Origin of the sequence: Senegalia massiliensis, from assembly GCF_009911265.1 — a bacterium.
Lineage (GTDB): Bacteria > Bacillota > Clostridia > Tissierellales > SIT17 > Anaeromonas > Anaeromonas massiliensis_A.
Map to the genome: position 1 here is coordinate 228,798 of NZ_QXXA01000004.1, position 21,800 is coordinate 250,597.

Genomic DNA, 21,800 nt, shown 5'->3' on the forward strand with positions numbered 1-21,800 from the left:
CATAATATATTTAGTAAAAATAGGTTAAATAATTAATTTAAAGCTTTAAAAATCAAAAAAGATCCTATTAGGGTCTTTTTTATTGTAAATTTTGTCTTTCTATTTTATTTGATTTTTTTCTTAAAAAGTTCCATTTAGTTTCTGCTGTTATTATACCCATAAAAATAATCCCACTACCTATTACCATTTTAATAGTAAATAATTCTCCCAATAATAGAATGGAAAATAGAGTTCCAAATACAGCTTCTAAACTAAGTATTATTGCAGTATGTGTAGAAGTTGTATATTTCTGTGCAATATTTTGTATTAAAAACGCAACTAATGTACTCATACCACCAAGATAAATAACAGTAAACCAGCCTTGTCCCGATACTTGTAAGTTTATAGGCTCAAGGGGTACTGCCAGAATAATAGAAAATATTGCTGCAAAAATAAATTGTAATATTGTAAGAACTATGGGATCATGTTTTTTTGAAAAATGTCCTATAGATATGATATGTCCTGCAAATAATAATGCACATAAAAGAGTAAGTAAATCTCCACTATTTAGAGCTACTCCACCTTCAAGTGTAAGAAAGCCTATGCCTAGAAGTGTTATAAATGTAGCTAATATTTCAAGGTTATGTGGCTTTCTTTTACTTATGAACCAAAATAAAAAAGGTACCATAACTACATTTGTAGCAGTTAAAAATGCTTGTTTACTTGCAGTAGTGAATTGAAGACCTACTGTTTGAGCTGCAAATGCACTAAACAAAAAACTTCCTATTATAGCTCCAGCTATAATATCAGATTTATTAACTGTCTTAAGTTTTTTGAAAAATACAATACTCATTAAGATAGATGCTATTATAAATCGCATAGCATTCATGAAAAGCGGAGTCATATCCTCTAGTCCATTTTTTGTTACAACAAAACCACTTCCCCAAATAATCGCAACTAATACTAGTGCCATATCTGCATATAAACTTTTTTTCTTATCTAATTTAATCATAATATCAACCCCCTAACATAATCTATTATAATATCATATTTACTAAAAGTAAACTATTTTTATGAAATATTTACTAAATATATTATCGTTTCCAGTAAACTAAAATTCACTAAAAAAGAGACTATGCTTTGCATAGTCTCTGATTAAAAATTAGCATCTTCCGCCATACCCATAAGGCATGAAAAGCACTACTAATAATAAAAAGAAGAATAGTAATTCACTACCTTCATTAAATAATCCGCCTAATACTCCACCTTTAGCTTCGCCCATTTACGATTCCTCCTCTCAATACATTATATGTAAACTAATTATATCTGTTACAAATACATTAATTCGTAATTTATACTTTATTTTTAGTCTAAAACATTATATAATAATACTTAGTATTAGTATCTGGTACTAAATATTTCTTGGAGGTGTACAATGAATTTACCTAAACTTAAAATAGGAAATTTAATTGCTAAGGTTCCCATAGTACAAGGTGGTATGGGTGTAGGTGTATCCTTATCTAATCTTGCTGGAACTGTAGCAAAAAATGGTGGCATTGGAGTAATTTCAGGAGTAGAAATAGGGTTTAATGAGCCTGATTACTTTTCAAATAAAAAAGGATCTAATATAAGAGCTTTAAAGAAACATATAAAAAAAGCAAAAGAAATATCTCAAGATGGGATAATAGGAGTTAACTTAATGACTGTACTTAATAACTTTGAAGAATTAGTTAAAGAATCTATAAAATCAAAAATTGATATTATTTTTTCTGGTGCAGGATTACCTTTAAATCTTCCTAAATTCACTAAAGACAGTAATACTAAAATTGCTCCTATAGTTTCTTCTGGAAAGGCTGCGAAAATAATTTGTAAAAATTGGGATAGAAAATATAATGTTATTCCAGATGCTATTGTAGTAGAAGGTCCAAAAGCTGGAGGGCATTTAGGATTTAAAAAATCTGATTTAGATTTAGAAGAAAATATTTTAATTAATATCGTTAATTCAGTATTAGAATCTATTAAACCCTTTGAAAAAAAATATAATAAATCTATACCTATTATTGCAGGTGGTGGTATTTATAGTGGAGAAGATATTGCTAAATTAATTCAATCTGGAGCATCTGGAGTACAAATAGGAACTAGGTTTGTTGCTACAAATGAATGTGATGCATCAAATGAATTTAAAGAACAAATAATTAAGTCTACAAAAAATGATATTAAACTAATTAAAAGTCCTGTAGGTATGATAGGACGTGCAGTTAACAATAATTTTTTAGAAGAAGTTTCTTTAGAAAGTAGACATCCTAAAGGATGTATATCAAATTGTCTTAAACCATGTAAACCTAATAAAGCGCCTTATTGCATAGCTGATGCATTAATAAATGCACAAAAAGGTAATTTAAAAGATGGATTTGCATTTGCAGGTGCTAACGCTTACAAAGTTAATGAGATAACATCTGTAAAATCATTAATAGATGAATTAATAAGTGATACAAATAAATATTTAAAAAATAATTAAAAATACTCTCCATCTCTGGAGAGTATTTTTATAAATCTATCTTTTTCTCTAATATATATCCTGTAGTAAATAAAAATGCTACAAAAAGTATTAAAGAAAATATTAATGAAGGTATATTAATAGAAAGTGCTTCTGTCATTGTACTCATCTCTAAATTAACATTACTAAAAGTAAGATTTTCTTGTAAAGCTTCACTATTTATTGTTATATTTAAAGGAAGATATGTTATCAATAAATAATCAATATAAGATTTAGCTACAGTTATTGCTATAAATACTATAAATGATATAAACTTACCAATCTTTTTAACTCCTAGAGCTGCTTTACTTATAGCTATGGAAAAATAAACACTCATAACAAATATTATTGAATCTAAAATACCTAATAATGCAACTATAATAAATTCTGGAGTTAATAAAAATTTATTCACATCTCTAAGTATAGTTGTTAATATTGGTTGCTCAATTAAATTTGAATATTTATTTAATATAAAATAAACAAATATTAATTGTATTAAAGTATATACTGCATACCAAAAAACAGTTACTATTAATTTAGATAATACAATAGAATTCCCTGATACAGGTAAAGTTAAGGTAAGATACCCTCTATCTTCATATACTTCTTTACTAAATGAACTTACAAAGTAAAATAGTATAGCTACATTTCCTCCAATAAATCCTAGTAAAGTTAAAAATATTGTTCTTCCTACAGTATCTACATCAGCTGTTAAATAAGTAAATAAACTTAGAAGTATAAGTGCTATTACTAAAACTGAAATAAATTTAGTACTACCTTTAATTTCATATTTCATTAAATTTAACATTACTTAAAAACCTCCCTATATAATTCATCTACAGACATATTTCTTTCGTTTCTTAAACTTTCAACATTTCCATTTAAAACTATTTCACCATTTTTAAGAAATGCTACTTCTTCAAATACTCTTTCAAGATCATGTACTAAGTGAGTAGTTATTAACATTGAACTATCTTCATTATAATTATTAATTATAGCATCTAATATCTTTTCTCTTGCTACAGGATCTACCCCTGCAATAGGCTCATCTAATATATATAATTTTGCATTTCGTGACAATACCAATGTTAAATTTAACTTTTCTTGCATTCCTTTAGATAACTTTGTCACTTTCATATCTTCTTCTAATTCCATAAATTCTAAAAGTTTTTTTGCTTTTTCTCTATCAAAATCATTATAAAAATCATCAAATAAATCAATAGAATCTTTTATTTTCATCCATTTATATAAAAAATTTCTATCAGGTAAATATGACACCATAGATTTAGTTTCTGTTCCTGGCTTCTTTCCTGCAATAGATACTTCTCCTGTAGATTGTGTAAGTATGCCCATAAGGATTTTAATCATGGTAGTTTTGCCACTACCGTTTGGTCCTAAAAGTCCAATTATCTTTCCTTTTTCAATATTTAAATTTACATCTTTTAAAGCAGTTTTTTTCATATATTTCTTGGTTAAATTTTTCATTTCAACAATATTATTCAAGTTAATTTCCCCTTTCTAATTCATCACTTATTATATTAATTATTTCAGTTTTATTAAAACCTAATTCCTTCATATTATCCAAAAATGAATTTATTATTTCTTTACATAATTCATTTTTTAAATTAAACATTATTTCCTTATCCTCAGTTACAAATGTACCCATACCTCTTTTTGTGAAAGTAATATTTGCCCTTTCAAGTTCACTATATGATCTTTGCACTGTATTTGGATTAACTTTAAACTTTTCTGACATGTCTCGTACTGATATTACCTTATCTCCATTTTTTAATTCCCCTTTGGCTATAAGTCTCTTTATATAGTTCATTATTTGAATATAAATAGGTATATTATTATTAAAATCCATATAATCCCTCCAAGGGTTTTATTGTTTTATATCAATAGTACACTATGTCACTAAGAATGTCAATGATAAATATATTTAAAATTTAATTTTTTAAAAGTAATATGGTAAATATCCCAATTAAAATCCATATAATCCCTCCAAGAGTTTTAATGTTATATATCAATAGTACACTACATCACTAATTATGTCAATAATAAATATACTTGAAATTTAAATTTTTTAAAGTAATATGACAAATATCACAATTAAAATTCTTAATTATTGGTATAATTATATTAAGAACAATTTTTGAAAGGAGATAATTTATGAATTCAATAGATGTTTTAGTAAATGAACATAATAATATAAAAAGAGTTTTAAAAATAATTAGGTGTCTTTGTGTAAATATGGTAGAAGGAAATAAAGTAGAGATAGATGATTTTTCAAAAATTATTGATTTTATCAGAAATTATGCAGATAAATATCATCATGGTAAAGAAGAAGAAATGCTATTTAAATATATGCAAGAAGATTTATCTTCTGATATAGGCGAAGGACCTGTTAGAGGAATGTTCATAGAGCATGATTATGCAAGAAGTTTTATTATGAATTTAGAAATAGCTATAAAAGAATATAAGAATGGTAATACTGAATCCAAAGTAGATATAATTGCAAATGCCATAGGATATGCAAATTTACTAAATAACCATATTCTTAAAGAGGATAATGTAATTTATAAATATGCTATAACTCATCTACCTAAAAAAACTATAAATAAAATGAATAAAGAATTTGAAATTTTAGAACAAAAACAAGAAAATATAGAAAAAAGAAAAAAATATATAGATTTAATTGAAAACTTAAGTAAAAAATATAACTGCTAAGATTATAATCTTAGCAGTTATATTTTTAATAATATGGACTTCCATAACCAGGATAATTATAGTAATCACGATCTCTATATCTTGGATAATAAGGTCTTCTACGTCTATTAAATAGTGACCCTAATAATATTAAAGATATAAAGTCTCTAAATATTCTTCGCCTTCCATAATAAGGTCTTTGCATATTTACTCCCCTGCTCATAACACGTCTTTCCCTTATGTCCTCCTCTATTTCAGGATACTCATTTATCATATCATCATATATCTCGTCTATCATTTTTTCTAATTCTTCTTCTGTTGGCATTTCATCCATATCACTATATGGATAGTATTTCATTATAGTATCTTCTACTTTAGGATAAAGCTTCCTGTAAATATCAGGATAAGGTATAGTTCCATTCATAAAAAATCCTCCTCTACATTTTTTCCTTCAATATATACTATGTGAAGAAGATTTTTTTGTGAATATATTATGATTATTAATATTTTTCATCTATTAATATCCCTGAATATTCAATCTCATTATGAGTATACCCTTTAGAATCATTACTAATATCAGGTATTTTTATAGATTTAAATTTATAATATAAAACATCCATTAATTCTTTTAAAGGCTTTAAAGAACTCTCTAGTTTTTCTAAGGTTTTAATACTATCTATAAACTTATAAGTATCTAGTTTTAATCTTTCCTCGTTTCCAATACTTATACCAATTTTAAACAATTGTTCTTTATAGTTTTTTACTATGTTTTTTATCTTAATATTATAAGTCGTATTAAACTCTTTATCTAATATCTCTAAGGACTCTAAAGTTTTATTATATTTTTCTAATAGTTTTTTCATATTGTACGCTCCATAACTATTATTCCTTTGAAGTGCTTTAATTTCCTTTTCTAGACTTATTTCATTATGATAAAACCTATAATAATGTTCTTGTAGCCTTTCTAGATTATCATAAAATTGATCTGATGCTATAAGGTGATTGGCATTAGAATAAGAAATATTATTTTCAGTCTTATTTGCAGCCTCCACCTTTTTTACCCCTGTGGTACTTAATACTTGCCTATTCCTTTCAACAAAACTACCATGTATTCTTCTTTTACTTCTTGAAGTACTAGATACTGAAGCCATTAGAACACTTCCCCTCATCTTTTACTTCTTTATACCCCTAAATTTTAGTTTTTAACTATATTTATGCTACTTCATCAGGAATATATCCTTTAAATTGAGATTTATATAATTTAGAATATAACCCTTTATTATCAATTAAGTCTTCATGTGTACCTACTTCTTCTATTCCTTTATCTGTCAGTACTACAATTTTATCTGCATTTTTGATTGTAGACAATCTATGAGCTATTACTATAGTTGTTCTTCCCTTTGATAACTCTTCTAATGCTTTTTGTATTTTTATTTCAGTTTCATTATCTAAAGCACTAGTTGCCTCATCAAGTATTAAAATTGGTGGATTTTTAAGGAAAACTCTAGCTATAGAAATTCTTTGCTTTTGTCCACCAGATAATCTAACTCCTTTTTCTCCAATATATGTTTTATATCCATTAGGTAATGATATAATAAAATCATGAATATTAGCACTTTTTGCTGCTTTTATAACTTCCTCATGTGTAGCATCTGATCTACCATAAAGAATATTTTCTTCAATAGTACCAGTAAATAAAAATACATCTTGTTGTACAAATCCAATATGTTCTCTTAATGATTTTACTTTGATATCCTTTATATCTATACCATCAATAGTTATACTTCCTTTATCTACCTCGTAAAATCTTGGAATTAAGTTACACAAAGTTGATTTTCCACCACCTGAAGGCCCTACAAGTGCCAATGTTTTTCCATTAGTTATATCTAAATTCATTCCTGAAAGCACTGTTTCTTCTTCATCGTATGAAAATGTTACATCCTCAAATTTTATATCTCCTTTAACATTATCTAACTCCATTGCATCATTAGAATCAATTATATCGGGTTTAACTTCTAATATTTGTAAAAATCTTTCAAAGCCAGTCATACCTGATTGAAATTGCTGTGTAAATTGAGTAAGTCTTCTAATTGGCTGCATAAAGAAATTTATAAATAATAAAAATGCTAATAAATCAGGTATATTCATAGTCCCATTATATATAAAAATACCCCCTACACTTACAACAACTAAATTCAACATATTTATCAAAAAATTCATTCCTGTAAAGAATTCTGCCATAGATTTAAATGCATATTCTCTTGAATCTTTAAACTCTCTATTCCCTAATTCAAATTTATACATTTCATATTCTTCATTTGTAAAAGATTTAGATACCCTTATACCAGATATGCTATCTTCAACTTGAGCATTTACATTAGCTATTTTTCTTTTCACTTCTCTAAATGCTTCATTCATTTTCTTCCTTTTTTTCAAAGCAAAAAACAACATCAAAGGTACAAATATAAATACTATCAATGTAAGTGGAACATTTATAGTAAACATTAAGATAAAAGATCCTATTAGCATTATAACTGATAAAAACAAATCTTCAGGACCATGATGAGCTAATTCTGATATTTCTCTTAAATCATTTACTATTCTTGACATAATATGACCTGTTCTTACTTTATCAAAATAACTAAAAGGCAATGTTTGAAGGTGAGAAAACAAATCTTTTCGCATATTCGCTTCCATTCTTGCACCAACAACATGTCCCCAATAGTCTACTATATAATTAAACAACGCTCTTAATATAAAAAGTAAAATTAAAGTTCCTGTAATTATATATAATTCCCTCATTTTTCCGTTTGGTATAATATCATTAGTTAACTCACGTGTTACCATAGGAAATACTAAATCAATCAAAGCCATAAAAAAAGCACATACCATATCTAATATAAATAGCTTTTTGTGTGGCTTATAATATGATGCAAATTTTCTTAACATTTTCATCTCCCCTTCATATATCTTCTATATATAGTTTAATTCTATTAATTATAGAAGTCAATAATATATTTAGAGAGTCTAAATAAATATAAATGATACCTTAAATTTAAGGTATCATTTATATTTATATTTATATACTTTCTTTCTTTCTTATTTTCCTCTTAGTTTTAGGATTTATACCATATTTCTTTCTAGATAATTTAGATAACCAGAACATAAGACCAAATAATAAAATTATTCCAAGTGGTATAAGTATTAATGGTGTTATGTTAAATTGTCCCCATAATAGATACATAAATACTGCAACTATTGCTGTAGTTATTGCATAAGGTACTTGTGTTGAAACATGATCTATATGGTCTGCTCCTGAAAATATTGATGCAAGTACAGTTGTATCTGATATTGGTGAACAATGATCTCCAAATATAGCACCTGAAAATACTACTCCAGCCATAGCTACAGATAAATATGCATCCTTAGTTAATGCATAAGCAAGTGGTATAGCTATAGGTGTAAGTATTGTCATAGTTCCCCAAGATGTACCTGTTGCAAATGAAATAAGCATACCTAATCCAAATATTAACATTGGAACAAATACAAACGGTAAATTTGGAGGTATTGCTTTTACTATGAATTCATCTAATTTCATCTCTGCAGTTATTGATCCTAAACTCCATGCCATTACAAGAATTACACAGGCAAGTAACATAAGTTTAAGACCATCTACAAAAGTATCCATTGCTTCAGATAAAGTCATTATTTTTGTAGAAAGTGCCATTACTATACCAGTTATAGACATTGCAAATGCTCCCCAAAGTAAAGCTTTTGCTGGATCAGAAGCTCCCAATATATCAGTTATACCTCCTGCACCTCTACCTGTAAACCAAAAACCAAATAGTGTAACACCTACAAGTACTATTAAAGGTAAAAAGAATGTTATAAGCATTGGTTTTGTATCCTTTGGCTCACCTAATTCATAATTAACATCAAGCATTGGTTTTGCACCATCACGAACTATTTTTCCTTCTGTTACAGCTCTATGTTCCGCTTTAAGCATTGGACCAAAATCTCTTCCTGTTATTACAAGCATACCTACGAGTAATACTGCAAATATACAATAAAGATTTAAAGGTATACTATAAAGATATCCTGTAAAGGGTTGTATACCATCTATACCTGCTGTTTCCATGCCTGTTTTTACCATACCTATTTGAAATGCTATCCAATCTGATATAAAAAATGTTGCAACTGGTGCCGCAGTAGAATCTAATATGTATGATAATCTTTCCGAAGATATTTTATGTTCTTCTGAAATATCTCTAAAAACATTACCCACTATTGCAGCATTTACATAATCATTAAAAAATATTACAATACCAAGTACCCAAGCGCCTATTCCAGCTGCCTTTCTAGTTTTAATTTTCTTTCTTGCCCAAGCAGTGAGGGCTTCACTACCTCCAAGTCTCCAGATAAATGCTACACCTGAACCCATCAGTAGATTAAATAACAATAATGATGCATTCCACTCATCTGTAATAGAACCTACTACTGTATCCAAAGTATATACAGTACCAGAGAAAGGATTCCATCCAGAAATTATAAGACCTCCTGAGAATATACCTATAAATAAAGAAATTAATACTCTTTTTGTTACAAATGCTAATACTATTGCTACTAGTGGTGGAACAATGGCTAGCCACCCATAATCCATAAATTATCACTCCTCCTATTATTTATTTTGAAATTCCTTTATTTATATATATTCTACATAAATTATTAAATTCCTTTAATTTTTTAGAATATTTTTTATTTACAGATTTTTTGATAATTGCAATATATGCACTTGTTTGTATTTTTACTATAATGTAATTCTTCATTATGCGTGTTTACAAAAGTAATAAATTTTTTTATTCTATCTATATTCTCATTTAGACCATCTTCTGATATATCAATATTCATATATTCTCCTGTTTTAAGTAACATAATTCTAGCTTTTTCCACATTAATTTTATATAGATCCTTTACAACTGAAGTATATAATTGCATTTGTGTAGAATATTGGTCTAATATATGTTTTTTATTTTTTACATCATTAGTTTTAAAGTCAATTATTGTTGCTTTATTACCATCAATTATTATTTTATCAATAACACCAGATAATTTAATATCTAATATATTATAATAAAAATGAATTTCATTGTATTGCTCTTTATTATGAAAGTCATTCATGTCTATGTAATTATTTATATATGGTAGAATTTCATTTATTTTATCTGTTGTAATATTTATATTTTTTTCTTGAAAAACCTTTTTAATTAAATTACACTTATCTATCTCTGGATTATATAATTCACATATTCTATGAACTAAAACTCCTTTTTCAATACTTGATAATGTATTATTTATATTACCTTTAGAGTTATTAAAGTTAATTACAGGACTTTTTTTATAATATTCATAATAAAAGCTTCTCTGACAATTTTTGAATTTCATATAAGCACTTATACTTAATGTTTCAAATTTCTTTTTTATATTATTTTTTATATTAATTAAAGGAAATATATTTGTATCTATATCTCTTTTTTTCAAATGACTTTCTTGAAAGTTCTTTACTCTTGGTATTTTCTCATATTCTAAATCTATATTATTTATATATTTTATATTTTCAGTAGATATATTTTCTTCTATCATTGATTTAAAAGAATTTTTATAATTTCTTCCTAAAGATTGAGATCCAAGTATTAACTTTTCTTCAGCACGAGTCATAGCCACATACAATATTCTTTTATTTTCTTCAAAGTCTTCAATACTTTCATTTTCTAATATATTAGAATAAATAAATGATAATTCCTTTGATTTCTTTTGATTTTTATCTACATGCTTTATTCCTAAACCTTTATATTTTGAAAATAAAATATCTAAATTATTATTTCTAAAAGGTTTTGAAGTTTGTGGTATAATTATTACTTTAAACTGTAAACCTTTTGATTTATGAATAGTCATAATACTTACACCTTTAGAATCTAAACTATTCACATTATCTTTTTCAATATCTTGTCCATATTTTTTAAAATCATCTATATAATTTATAAATTCATTTAAATCTAGATTTTCTTCATATACTAATTTTTTTGTAAAATCAATAAATTTTTCTATATTAGAGATTTTTTGTACATTATCATCTAATAGCAAGCAAGTTTCTTTAAATTTAGTGACCTTTAAAAGCTCTATTAATAATTCGTCTACCCTTAATATTTTTTTAAGCTTATTAAATCTTTTTATAATTGAATAAGCAAATTCTAATTTATCCTTTTCTTTGTTTTCTATAAAATCTTCATAGTCATAAAAGTGTTTATATAATGTACTATCTGAAACTCCTATCATAGATGATCTTAAAAAGCCTATAAAAGAAATCATATCATCATTATTATTAATAGATTTCAATGCATTCATTATATCTACTATCTGTTCTAAATATAGCAACCCTTCACCAGAAAAGTTTGAAAAAGGTATGTTATATTTTTTTAAAGCTGATTCATATAATGAAACATCTGTCATACTTCTAAAGAGTACTGCAAAATCACTATAATTATATTCTCCTTTATCAACTGATAGCTTAATTCTTTTAGCTATTAAATCTGCTTCAATCTTTTTGTGATATTCACTTTTATTTTCATCATTTGGAATTTCAATTTCATCATTCTTTAATATTTCTACATCTATTTCATTCTCAGTAGATTTATTTGAATTAAGTATTTGATATTTATCTACCATTAATTTTATAAAGAAGTCATTTATTACTTTCATTATTGTGTTTACAGTTCTAAAATTATCATCTAAATTAATTATTAAATCGTTATTTTTATTAGAGATATCCTTTGAAACTTCATCAAATACTGATACATCTGCCCCTCTAAATCTATATATAGATTGCTTAGGATCACCAACTACAAATAAATTATTTCTGTCTAAAGGTTTATTTAATGAACATAATTTATATAATATACTTTTTTGCAAATTATCTGTATCTTGAAATTCATCTATCATTATATACTTGAATTTGTTTATGTAATGATTTAATATGTTTTTATTATCAAATAATTGTAAAGTTAATATTTGTAAATCTTCATAATCTAATTTAGATAATTTTTGTTTTTTTTCACTATATTTTTTGTCTAATAATTTTAATATATAAAAGGTAAATATATATATATCTTTGTTTAATTTTTCTAACATTACTAATAAATTATTAATCATACTTTTGACTTCATCTATATTGTCTTGTAACTTCTTGTTTTTCCCTAAATTCTCTTTTATATATGCAAGATTAAATAAATCTTCTTTTTTTATTTGATTACTCTGTTTATCATACAACTCTAACCATATTTCATCATTTTTTAATTTAGCTAATTTTGAATTTTTACGTGAATTTTCTATTAAATATAATACTTTTTCTTTTATAGCATCTAAGTTAGAAAAATCTACTTCCAAATTCTCAATATTTTTAAGTGTTAAATCTTCTATATAATTTATATTCTTCCCTGTAGTTCTTATATCTAAATATATTCTTTTTAAGGTCTGTATTATATTGTCCTTATGCATACTTTCTTCTATAGAAAAAGGAGTAAAATACTCTAAAAAATTATATATTTGATTATCTTTCTCTACTTGTATAGTAAATATATCACTTAAAATTTCTTCGATAAATTTTTTCTTTTCATATTCTTCTAATATCTTAAATTTTGGTTGTACACTACTTTCAATAGGATTTTCACTTAGTATTTTGGAGCAAAATGCATGAATCGTTGATATATTAGCCATTTCTAAATCTTCATATATTCTTTTCCAGTATTCTTTTTCTTTAGATTCTTCTTCTATTTTTTCTATTACTCTTTTTCTAATTCGTTCTTTCATTTCACCCTGAGCTTTTTTAGTAAACGTAATAGCAACAATAGATTCAATTTCACTATATTTATCTAGATTGCCATTTTCTAAAATATTTATATATCTATCTACTAAAACTTTTGTTTTTCCACTTCCTGCTCCTGCATTTACAGCTAAATTTTCATTTATTGTATTAATAGCTTGCTTCTGGCTCTCTGTAAGTTTTATCATACTCTACATCCTTTCCATCTATTCTTTCCTTATTATATCTGCATATTTCTTTATAAGGGCAATAAGGGCTACATTCTTGAGGCTTTACAAAAAAATCACCTAATTTTATACCATGAATATATCTATTGATTTTGTCCTTAGTTATTTTCATAATATCCTGCCATTTTTCTTCATTTAAAGTTTTCTTTTCATCTATTATATCTTTAGACTCTTTTTTAGCTAAAATATTTATATACTTTTTGTCATTTAAAACTATATAGCCTCCTGATAATATTTCATAACCTATCTTTTCCATAGCCATTAAATATATAGGTAATTGAAGGCTTGTCCCTTCCTTAATATCTTTTAATTTTAATCCATGAGAAGTTTTATAATCATATATTATTATTTTTTCATCTTTTATATCTACCCTATCTATTTTTCCTAATAATTTCACATTAAAATCTTCAGTTTCTAAAATGAAATCTTCTTTATAACCAAATTTATATTCAAAAAAATTAGGATAAATTTGCTTTTCTTTTAATCTATTTAAATCTTGATATAAAAACTCTAAAATAACTTTTTTCATAAACTCTATTCTTAAATTCCACATTTTATTTATATTTTTTATTTGTAATTCATTTTTTACTGTCCTTATAAGTATTTTAGTTACAATGTCTTCTATCTTTTCAATTTCAAGAACTTTATTATCAATATAATTATAAATTTTATTTTTATATCTAGAGTAAAATTCTGCTAATACCATATGATAAATATTTCCTTTATCCCTATTATCAAAATCTTTCTCTTTTTCTTCTTCATTGATATTTAATACATATTTAAAAAAGTATTTCATAGGACATTGTCCATATGTTTCAAGACTAGTTATACTAAATGTCTTATCAATAAAATTATATTCTTCATTAATATTTCCATCAAATTCACTAAATTCATGGGAATTTCTTTTAAACTCTACATTAACATTGCTCATTATTTTAGATATAGCATATTTATCTAGGTTATTATACATATTAATTTCACGAGACATATCTTCACCTTTGGAATATTTATATAATATATTTTGAAGTAGCTCTTCATTATTATGTATATTCATTAAATCTTTTTTAAAAATATAATCGCTATTTATGTTTTCTATATGTTTTTCATTTAATCCTATATTTTTAAATACTTCCTCTATAAAAATAGATGGTATTGAAAGTTCAGATGTATTTTCATTACAATATGATAGCAATAATTTTGAATTTGCTCTAGAAATTGATATACCAAATAATAATTTCTCCTTATCATATAGCTCTATATTAGATGGATATATAATTCCTTTTTTATTTAATAAATTCATATTTCTCTTATTAAAGAACCAATTATTTTTCTTTATTTTAGGATATTTACCTTCACTTAATCCTAATATATATACATTTTCAAACTCTAATCCTCTTGATAGTGAAGGACTTATTATATATACTCCATTCTTATTTTTTTCTTTTATAATTAGTTCTTCCTCTTCAAACAAACTTTTTAATAAATTTATAAAGTATTTTATATCAAAATTACTATTTGGAATAATATCAATATAATTTTCCAATTTTTCAAATAGAATATCTAGATTATTAATAAATGCTACATCTCTATAATATATATCTTCATCATTATGTAACTGATATAATTCTTCTATATTATCTTCTATTTTATAATCTATTAATAAAGTATTTAAAAATTTTATAATATCGTGTGGGTATCTTATTGAATCCAATTCGGGTATTTTTTCTAATAATACATTAATTTCAGTTTCTATTATTTGGATACTTTCTAATTGTTGATTATATTTTTTATCGTTAGACGCATTTATTAAATAGTTTAATTTTTCCTTTTCTTTAGATATTGCAATACCAATATTACTTTCCTTATAATTGTCATATATATAATCTAAACTCTTCTCTATAGTTTCTTCAGGTATATTATATTCTATATTTAAATAAGGTGATTTTAATACTTTAACTACATTACTTATATTATTATTATTTATTAAATCTAATATATTTAATATATCTCTTGCTATAGGTATATTAATCATTTTTTCTTTTTTATCTAAATTACAAGGTATGTTATAACTACTTAACTTTTCTCTCATTAATTCACCATAAATATTTAAATCATCAGTAATAACAGCTATTTTATTTGGGAGTATTTTACCTAGTATATCCTCTTTTACATCATTAGCTATTTTCATAATTTCCAAATTCAAATTATCTGCTCTTATTACATTTATTTTTCTAGTGTCAAAATTTTCATTCTTTTTATTAGAAAATAATTCAATTCCTAATTTATCAAACAAATCTTTTTGCTCATTTTCCTTTTGTTTTAATATAAAACCTAAATCTTCTAGTCTTTCTATTGTTTTTGTTATAGTTATATACTCTTTATCTGTTTTATATGGAATGTTTATTAAAATATCTATATTCATTTTAGACAATTGCTTAATTATTTCAAATTCTTGTGATCTAAAATCAAAAAATTCATCTATTATTATTAATTCTAAGTTTTTAAAAACACTTTTAGTTTTTTCAAAATTATTTATTGATTTTAAAAAAACTTCTTCTTTATCTAATAAATTGTTGTTATATAGAAATAATTGATATTCTTTATAAATATAAAATATCTCTTTAAACTTTATATGTTGATTTTCTTCAATATTTATATCTTCACCTGTTACTAAAGATCTTTTTATTTCACCTATTATATAGATTAAAGATTCTATAAAACTATCATTTTTCATTATATCTTTATAATATTTAATTTTTCCTTGTTGCTCTAATTTTTTTAATATATCTTTTAATATTATTTTTTTTGCTATATCTTGTATCTCAGTATAAATTGATTTATCAATTAATTTGTCTACTATATCATCGAATGTTATTACATTTAAGTTAAATGCCCCTTTAACTTCACTTAATAATAATTTTCTATATTTCGCAAGTAAATCTCTAGAAGGAAGTATGTAATTCATTTTTTTGCAATTATTATTACTTACATATTTTCTTGCCTCTTCTATTAATTTATTTGTAAAGTTATTATTTATATCACCAAAAAAAATTATCTTTTTACTCATTTTATACCTCCAAAAAATTTATACTATAATTATACTAAAGTTTTAATTTATTTCCAAAAAAATAATCCCCTTATATAAGGGGATTATGCAGAAAATTTATATTCTCTAAATATAGAAACTATATCATCTACATTATATTTGCTTGTTTTATCATAAATTAATGAATCTAATATCCTTTTTAATTTAATTTCAAATTCATCGGCATTTGGATTATCTAAATGAAATGGATTTTTTACTATATTTAATTCTAATAATAATTCCCAGAACGTTCTATAACTTACAATTTCTAAGGTTGAAATAGGATATTCTTCAATAAATTTATTCTTATCTATTTTACAAGCTTTTTTATATAGTCTTCTTGTTATATAGTTGTCAGTATCTTTTAGTTCTAATAGACTATTATAGTACTCCTTTGCTATTTCTCTTTTATTAATAATCATATAAATGCCTCCTTAAAACTCAAACTCAATATTAAAAAGATTATAACATGAAAAAGATGCTATAATTGTCGATTTTTCAGTATTTACAAAAGTTTAAAAATCATCTTAAATTATTGAGATAATAACTAGGCATCTACTACAATATCTTTATATGGAATAAAACTACAAGATAATCTCCAATTATCTTCTATTTGCTCATCAGATAATTTATTATATTCTTCAGCACTTACATCAATAATATCATTACCCTCAATCACTTTTACTCTACATCCTCCACATAATGCATTTCCACCACAAGGAGATAATATAGGTATTTTATTTGCCCGAGCAATTTGTAACAATGTATATCCTGGATAAGTCCTTACAGTTTTTCCACTCTTTTTAAATTCTATATTAATATACATATCATTCATCTAATCAACCTTTCTAAAAATATCATTATTAATATACCCAATTCATAATTAGTTTAATATTTTTAGAAATAAATTAATTAATTGTTAATAATAGATTCATATTTTTCTACTATTTCTTTACCTATTTCATCTTTAGATGATAATATTATAAATTTGATTCTATTTTTATCTACTGAATGAATAGCATCTTTTATCTGACTCCATTCTAAATTATCTAAAATATAATCATTTACCAAAACATGAATACTCTCATCACTTTCAATAGTATTAAGCTTAGATATAATTACAGGAAATAATTCTGCTGCACTCATAAACCCTACTATTGATTTTACTTTTACTATATTAATATCTTTTTTATTCATATAATCTACTAAATTATCTTTTTGTAAAAAATCTTCAACTGATATCTTTATGTGATATCTTTTTTCTATATTAGATTTATATGGAGAAGATATGAACCTTGAATACTTTTCTTTACTCCAAAAAGAATCTAGTAATACTATTTTCTTTCCTTGTTTTGATAATTCTACAATATATTTTTTTGCATCTATTTCAGCTTGTTTTATCTTTCTATTTAAAAATAATACATTTCTATCATACATAATATTCACTCCTCTTAATTTAATACTAGTTATTAGTACCTGATACTAATATTATATGTTATTATAGCATAAATATATCAATTATGTCGAGTTTATTGTTATTGCTGTATTAGTATAAACTTTTTTATGATATACTTTTATATTATAGATAAAGGAGTGTCACTATTGTCTAATAATTTCTTTGACAATTTATCAAGTAATTTTAATATAAATTTAAATCCTCAACAACGTGAAGCAGTATTACATAAAAACGGTCCAGCTCTAGTACTAGCAGTACCTGGTGCTGGTAAAACTACTGTTCTTATATCTAGAACTGCTAATTTGATTTTAAATCATAATATAAATCCACAAAATATATTATCTGTAACTTTTAGCAAAGCTTCTGCTATTGATATGAAAAGTAGATTTTCAAAGGTATTTGGTAATAATTTAGATAGAAAAGTACACTTTTCTACAATTCATAGCTTTGCATACAGTGTTATAAGATATTATTCAAAAATCAGTAATGATTATTATACTTTAATTGAAGGTAAAAATTCTCCTGTAAATAAAATTTCTATACTTAAAAAACTATATATGGAATTAAATAATTCTATGCCTTCTGAAGAAAAGTTAGAAGAACTATTAAATGCAGTAGGCTTTGTAAAGAATATGTTGCTAAACAAAGAGGATTTTACAACATACAAAAAATTAAAAATAAATAATTTTAAAAAGATATATGCTAAATATGAAAGTTATAAAAAACAAAATAACTATATAGATTTTGACGATATGCTTTCATTAACTATTAGTATATTTGAAAAAAATCCTCTTATATTAAGTAACCTAAAACAAAGATATCAATATATACAAGTAGATGAAGGACAAGATACTTCTAGAGCTCAACATAAAATAATTCGTCTTTTATCTAGCCCAAAAAACAACCTATTCATCGTGGCTGATGATGATCAAAGTATATATGGGTTTAGAGGAGCTTATCCAGAGTATTTATTAAATTTCGAAAAAAATTATTCTCATTCCAAGAAATTTTTTATGGAACAAAATTATAGATCTAGCAGTAATATAGTTGATACTTCAAATAAGTTTATTACAAATAATACTATTAGATATAGTAAAAACTTATATACTGAAAATAGTGAAGAATCACCTGTAACAATTATTAAATTTAAAGATGAAAAAAAACAATATGAATATTTATTTGATAATCTCAAAAATAATAGTCATGACTCAGCAATTCTTTTTCGAAATAATATTTCTACTATATCCATAGTAGATGGATTACTAAAAAATAATATTCCTTTTTTTGTAAGAGATTCTAATATAACATTTTTTAACCATTGGATAGTAAGGGACATACTATCTTTTATAAAATTATCCTATGATGAAACTGATATAAATAGCTTTGAAAAAATATATTATAGAATGAATGGATATATTTCTAAAAAGCAAATAAGTTTTATTAAAAGTAAAAATATAGATGAATCAATATTCAACAAACTATTAAACTTTCCCGACCTAAAAATTTATCAAAAAAATAATATTAAAAGAATACGAGATAAATTTAAAGTCATTAGAAAATTAAATGCAAAAACAGCAATTGATTCTATATTATATGATTTAGAATATGATGAATTCCTAAGAAAAAATTCTAAAAGATATGGACAATCTTATGAAAATATAAAAATAATAATCTCTACAATAAAACTTATTTGTAGAGATCTAGAGTCTCCAATTCTTTTAATAGATAGGTTAAATTATATAAAAAAATCTCTATATGAAAATAGAGATTTTGGTGAGGAAAAAGTTAGACTATCAACTTTTCATTCAGCAAAAGGATTAGAATTTGAAAGAGTATTTATGATTGATTTAATTGACAATGAATTTCCTAATAGTAATAGTATTGATGAGTATGAAATGGGAAATAAAAAACCACTAGAAGAAGAAAGAAGACTCTTTTATGTAGGTATGACTCGTGCTAAAAAAGATCTGAAGCTTCTTACATATAAATCTCGTGATGGAGAAGAAGTGTTGATATCAAGATTTGTAGCTGAATTAGAAAGAATAATCTCAAATCAATCTTTAGGTATAAATAACGGGGACAATATAGTTCATAAATCTTTTGGAAAAGGAATTGTACTTGATATAGATAAAGATATACTCACAATTAAATTTGAGAAATATGGCAAAAAGAAAGTTTCATTAAGTCTTAGCATGGAGAATAATTTATTAAAAGTAGTATAGGGCAGATATTAATATCTGCCCTATACTACTTTTAATTTTACCAGCCACCGGATGCGCCGCCTCCTCCTGAAGAGCCGCCACCTCCTCTTCCTGATCCTCCTCTTCCTGATCCTCCTCTTCCTCTTCCTATACTTCTTATTATCATATAAGTCAAGAAACCACCAAAGAATCTAAAATCTATAAATATTAATATAATAATGAGTAACCCTATAAATATTTTCTGAAGTGTACTAAAGCCATTTGATTGTTCACCAGGTTTATTTTCTTCTATATTATCTTCTTGATTTATACCTAAGTATTCATTTTCTATTTCATTTGTTATATTGTCAAATGCTAAAAGTATACCTTTACTATAATCGCCATTTCTAAAATTAGGGTTTAAATACTCATCTCGAATACGTCCTGCTTTTCCATCAGGAAGTGCTCCTTCTAGTCCATATCCTACTTCTATTCTAAGTCTTTTTTCATTTGGAGCTACTAATAAAAGTACTCCATTATCCTCTTCACTACTACCAATTCCCCACTCTCTAAACAATTCATTAGCAAATTCTTCTATAGAACTCTCTTGTAGTGAATTAACAGTAACTACAACTACTTGTGCACCATATTTACTATATAAATTCTTGTTTTTATTTATAATATGTTCTTCCACATCAGATTCTATAATATTTGCTTCATCATAAACATAGTATTCATAACTAGGTTCTGGAAGTTCAAAATCTGCGGCAATAGATATATTAAAATTAAATAATATGGAAAATAATAGTAATATAGTGAGCATCTTTTTGATCATATTCTATCACCTATTCAAATTCTACATCAGGTACTTCTTGATCTTCTTCAGATACCTCAAAATATTCTCTTTTATCTATTCCAAATATTCCTGCTACAATATTTGTTGGAAATCTCCTTATCTTACTATTTAAAATTTTAGCTGATTCATTATAATCCTTTCTTGCAACAGCTATTCTGTTTTCTGTACCAGCTAATTCATCTTGAAGTTGAATAAAATTCTGGTTAGATTTTAACTCAGGATATCTTTCTACCACTACATTAAGTCCTTGCAAGGCATTTGTAAGCTGATTATTTGCATCAGCAAACTCCTCAGGTGAATCTGCTTTCATAACTTTACTTCTTGCTTCAGTAACACCAATTAATACCTCTTTTTCTTGATCTGCAAAACCTTTTACTGTTTCTACTAGATTAGGTATAAGATCTGCTCTACGCTTCAATTGATTTTCTACTTGAGCCCATGAACCATTCACTTGTTCATCTAATGATACTAAGTCATTATAACTCCCAGCTAAAAACATAATAGGAATTACTAAAATAATAATTATCACAACTAATACTATCAACAACGATTTCTTCATAAAATATCTCCTTTCAATCATATATTATACAATATGTATATTATACTCTAATTATATGCTTATACACAAATTTTTATAAAAAATAACCCCTAGATTCCGTTTCTAGGGGTTACTCCACATTGGGAGGTTTCATTAAAGTATTATCGGCAAGATATACTTTTAAATATTACTATGGAATTGTGTAAATTATGAATTTACTTAAACGGGTAGGTATTGATAATGGGGGTAATTTATTATTCAACACCTTAATTTACTTTATTGTTTAATTGAGATTCATTCTCAACTCTATAAATATAATACCACAGTTGATAATTATTATCAAGTACTTTTTTGAAAT

Annotated in this window: 18 protein-coding genes; 3 read left to right on the forward strand and 15 right to left on the reverse strand. The window is 24.8% G+C overall.

Features of this window, described 5'->3' with window-relative positions; translation table 11 throughout:
- Nucleotides 1–79: 79 nt before the first annotated feature.
- The gene (locus tag D3Z33_RS03450) at nt 80–991 is read right to left on the reverse strand and encodes a DMT family transporter (RefSeq protein WP_160196383.1); all 912 of its coding nucleotides are present in this window, start codon (nt 989–991) and stop codon (nt 80–82) included.
- Nucleotides 992–1,414: 423 nt separating this feature from the next.
- Here D3Z33_RS03450 and D3Z33_RS03455 point away from each other — a divergent pair, with 423 nt between their 5' ends.
- A complete protein-coding gene (locus D3Z33_RS03455) occupies nt 1,415–2,497 on the forward strand; it encodes an NAD(P)H-dependent flavin oxidoreductase (protein WP_160196384.1) in 1,083 nt (360 codons plus the stop codon).
- Between the two features lie 28 nt (nt 2,498–2,525).
- Here D3Z33_RS03455 and D3Z33_RS03460 read toward each other — a convergent pair whose 3' ends face one another.
- Genes D3Z33_RS03460 through D3Z33_RS03470 form a run of 3 tightly spaced genes read right to left on the reverse strand, consistent with a single transcriptional unit; the run spans nt 2,526 to nt 4,382 of the window.
- Nucleotides 2,526–3,323 (reverse strand): hypothetical protein, encoded by a 798-nt coding sequence (locus D3Z33_RS03460; protein ID WP_160196385.1) that lies wholly within the window; start codon nt 3,321–3,323, stop codon nt 2,526–2,528.
- Nucleotides 3,323–4,018 (reverse strand): ABC transporter ATP-binding protein, encoded by a 696-nt coding sequence (locus D3Z33_RS03465; RefSeq protein ID WP_160196386.1) that lies wholly within the window; start codon nt 4,016–4,018, stop codon nt 3,323–3,325. Before D3Z33_RS03465 ends, D3Z33_RS03460 begins: the two co-directional genes overlap by 1 nt.
- A gap of 1 nt (nt 4,019) precedes the next feature.
- Nucleotides 4,020–4,382: a GntR family transcriptional regulator gene (locus tag D3Z33_RS03470; RefSeq protein ID WP_160196387.1), complete on the reverse strand. Its 363-nt coding sequence runs from the start codon at nt 4,380–4,382 to the stop codon at nt 4,020–4,022.
- Between the two features lie 305 nt (nt 4,383–4,687).
- On the opposite strand from D3Z33_RS03470, the gene D3Z33_RS03475 reads away from it, so the two are divergent.
- On the forward strand, nt 4,688–5,245 hold the full coding sequence (locus D3Z33_RS03475; protein ID WP_160196388.1) for a hemerythrin domain-containing protein: 558 nt from the start codon (nt 4,688–4,690) through the stop codon (nt 5,243–5,245).
- 25 nt (nt 5,246–5,270) lie between these two features.
- On the opposite strand, the gene D3Z33_RS03480 is transcribed toward D3Z33_RS03475, so the two are convergent.
- The 9 genes from D3Z33_RS03480 to D3Z33_RS03520 form a co-directional block, all read right to left on the reverse strand.
- A complete protein-coding gene (locus tag D3Z33_RS03480) occupies nt 5,271–5,648 on the reverse strand; it encodes a hypothetical protein (protein ID WP_160196389.1) in 378 nt (125 codons plus the stop codon).
- A gap of 76 nt (nt 5,649–5,724) precedes the next feature.
- A complete protein-coding gene (locus D3Z33_RS03485; RefSeq protein WP_160196390.1) occupies nt 5,725–6,375 on the reverse strand; it encodes a hypothetical protein in 651 nt (216 codons plus the stop codon).
- 61 nt (nt 6,376–6,436) lie between these two features.
- Nucleotides 6,437–8,173, reverse strand: a complete 1,737-nt coding sequence (locus D3Z33_RS03490) for an ABC transporter ATP-binding protein (RefSeq protein ID WP_160196391.1) — start codon at nt 8,171–8,173, stop codon at nt 6,437–6,439.
- 130 nt (nt 8,174–8,303) lie between these two features.
- Entirely contained in the window at nt 8,304–9,884 is a 1,581-nt protein-coding gene (locus D3Z33_RS03495; RefSeq protein WP_160196392.1) for a Na+/H+ antiporter NhaC family protein, read from the reverse strand.
- A gap of 95 nt (nt 9,885–9,979) precedes the next feature.
- Complete coding sequence (locus D3Z33_RS03500; protein ID WP_160196393.1) at nt 9,980–13,288, reverse strand: UvrD-helicase domain-containing protein; 3,309 nt, start codon at nt 13,286–13,288, stop codon at nt 9,980–9,982.
- The gene (locus D3Z33_RS03505) at nt 13,251–16,394 is read right to left on the reverse strand and encodes a PD-(D/E)XK nuclease family protein (protein WP_160196394.1); all 3,144 of its coding nucleotides are present in this window, start codon (nt 16,392–16,394) and stop codon (nt 13,251–13,253) included. Before D3Z33_RS03505 ends, D3Z33_RS03500 begins: the two co-directional genes overlap by 38 nt.
- A gap of 83 nt (nt 16,395–16,477) precedes the next feature.
- Nucleotides 16,478–16,834, reverse strand: coding sequence for a hypothetical protein (locus D3Z33_RS03510; RefSeq protein ID WP_160196395.1), 357 nt, complete (start codon nt 16,832–16,834; stop codon nt 16,478–16,480).
- A 125-nt stretch (nt 16,835–16,959) separates the two neighbouring features.
- Nucleotides 16,960–17,247: a 2Fe-2S iron-sulfur cluster-binding protein gene (locus tag D3Z33_RS03515; RefSeq protein ID WP_160196396.1), complete on the reverse strand. Its 288-nt coding sequence runs from the start codon at nt 17,245–17,247 to the stop codon at nt 16,960–16,962.
- 77 nt (nt 17,248–17,324) lie between these two features.
- Nucleotides 17,325–17,849, reverse strand: coding sequence for a hypothetical protein (locus D3Z33_RS03520; RefSeq protein ID WP_160196397.1), 525 nt, complete (start codon nt 17,847–17,849; stop codon nt 17,325–17,327).
- 165 nt (nt 17,850–18,014) lie between these two features.
- Between D3Z33_RS03520 and D3Z33_RS03525 the strand changes: the two genes are divergently transcribed.
- Entirely contained in the window at nt 18,015–20,090 is a 2,076-nt protein-coding gene (locus tag D3Z33_RS03525) for an ATP-dependent helicase (protein WP_243153401.1), read from the forward strand.
- 37 nt (nt 20,091–20,127) lie between these two features.
- On the opposite strand, the gene D3Z33_RS03530 is transcribed toward D3Z33_RS03525, so the two are convergent.
- Both D3Z33_RS03530 and D3Z33_RS03535 read right to left on the reverse strand, forming a co-directional pair.
- Nucleotides 20,128–20,883, reverse strand: a complete 756-nt coding sequence (locus D3Z33_RS03530; protein ID WP_160196399.1) for a TPM domain-containing protein — start codon at nt 20,881–20,883, stop codon at nt 20,128–20,130.
- 10 nt (nt 20,884–20,893) lie between these two features.
- Complete coding sequence (locus D3Z33_RS03535) at nt 20,894–21,463, reverse strand: LemA family protein (RefSeq protein ID WP_160196400.1); 570 nt, start codon at nt 21,461–21,463, stop codon at nt 20,894–20,896.
- Nucleotides 21,464–21,800: the final 337 nt, after the last annotated feature.

Coding starts and splice junctions, on each gene's coding strand:
- D3Z33_RS03455 (WP_160196384.1), top strand. CDS start 1,415: ATGAATTTACCTAAACTTAAAATAGGAAATTTAATTGCTAAGGTTCCC.
- D3Z33_RS03505 (WP_160196394.1), bottom strand. CDS start 16,394: ATGAGTAAAAAGATAATTTTTTTTGGTGATATAAATAATAACTTTACA.
- D3Z33_RS03470 (WP_160196387.1), bottom strand. CDS start 4,382: ATGGATTTTAATAATAATATACCTATTTATATTCAAATAATGAACTAT.
- D3Z33_RS03475 (WP_160196388.1), top strand. CDS start 4,688: ATGAATTCAATAGATGTTTTAGTAAATGAACATAATAATATAAAAAGA.
- D3Z33_RS03460 (WP_160196385.1), bottom strand. CDS start 3,323: ATGTTAAATTTAATGAAATATGAAATTAAAGGTAGTACTAAATTTATT.
- D3Z33_RS03500 (WP_160196393.1), bottom strand. CDS start 13,288: ATGATAAAACTTACAGAGAGCCAGAAGCAAGCTATTAATACAATAAAT.
- D3Z33_RS03480 (WP_160196389.1), bottom strand. CDS start 5,648: ATGAATGGAACTATACCTTATCCTGATATTTACAGGAAGCTTTATCCT.
- D3Z33_RS03485 (WP_160196390.1), bottom strand. CDS start 6,375: ATGGCTTCAGTATCTAGTACTTCAAGAAGTAAAAGAAGAATACATGGT.
- D3Z33_RS03535 (WP_160196400.1), bottom strand. CDS start 21,463: ATGAAGAAATCGTTGTTGATAGTATTAGTTGTGATAATTATTATTTTA.
- D3Z33_RS03450 (WP_160196383.1), bottom strand. CDS start 991: ATGATTAAATTAGATAAGAAAAAAAGTTTATATGCAGATATGGCACTA.
- D3Z33_RS03530 (WP_160196399.1), bottom strand. CDS start 20,883: ATGATCAAAAAGATGCTCACTATATTACTATTATTTTCCATATTATTT.
- D3Z33_RS03490 (WP_160196391.1), bottom strand. CDS start 8,173: ATGTTAAGAAAATTTGCATCATATTATAAGCCACACAAAAAGCTATTT.
- D3Z33_RS03515 (WP_160196396.1), bottom strand. CDS start 17,247: ATGAATGATATGTATATTAATATAGAATTTAAAAAGAGTGGAAAAACT.
- D3Z33_RS03510 (WP_160196395.1), bottom strand. CDS start 16,834: ATGATTATTAATAAAAGAGAAATAGCAAAGGAGTACTATAATAGTCTA.
- D3Z33_RS03495 (WP_160196392.1), bottom strand. CDS start 9,884: ATGGATTATGGGTGGCTAGCCATTGTTCCACCACTAGTAGCAATAGTA.
- D3Z33_RS03520 (WP_160196397.1), bottom strand. CDS start 17,849: ATGTATGATAGAAATGTATTATTTTTAAATAGAAAGATAAAACAAGCT.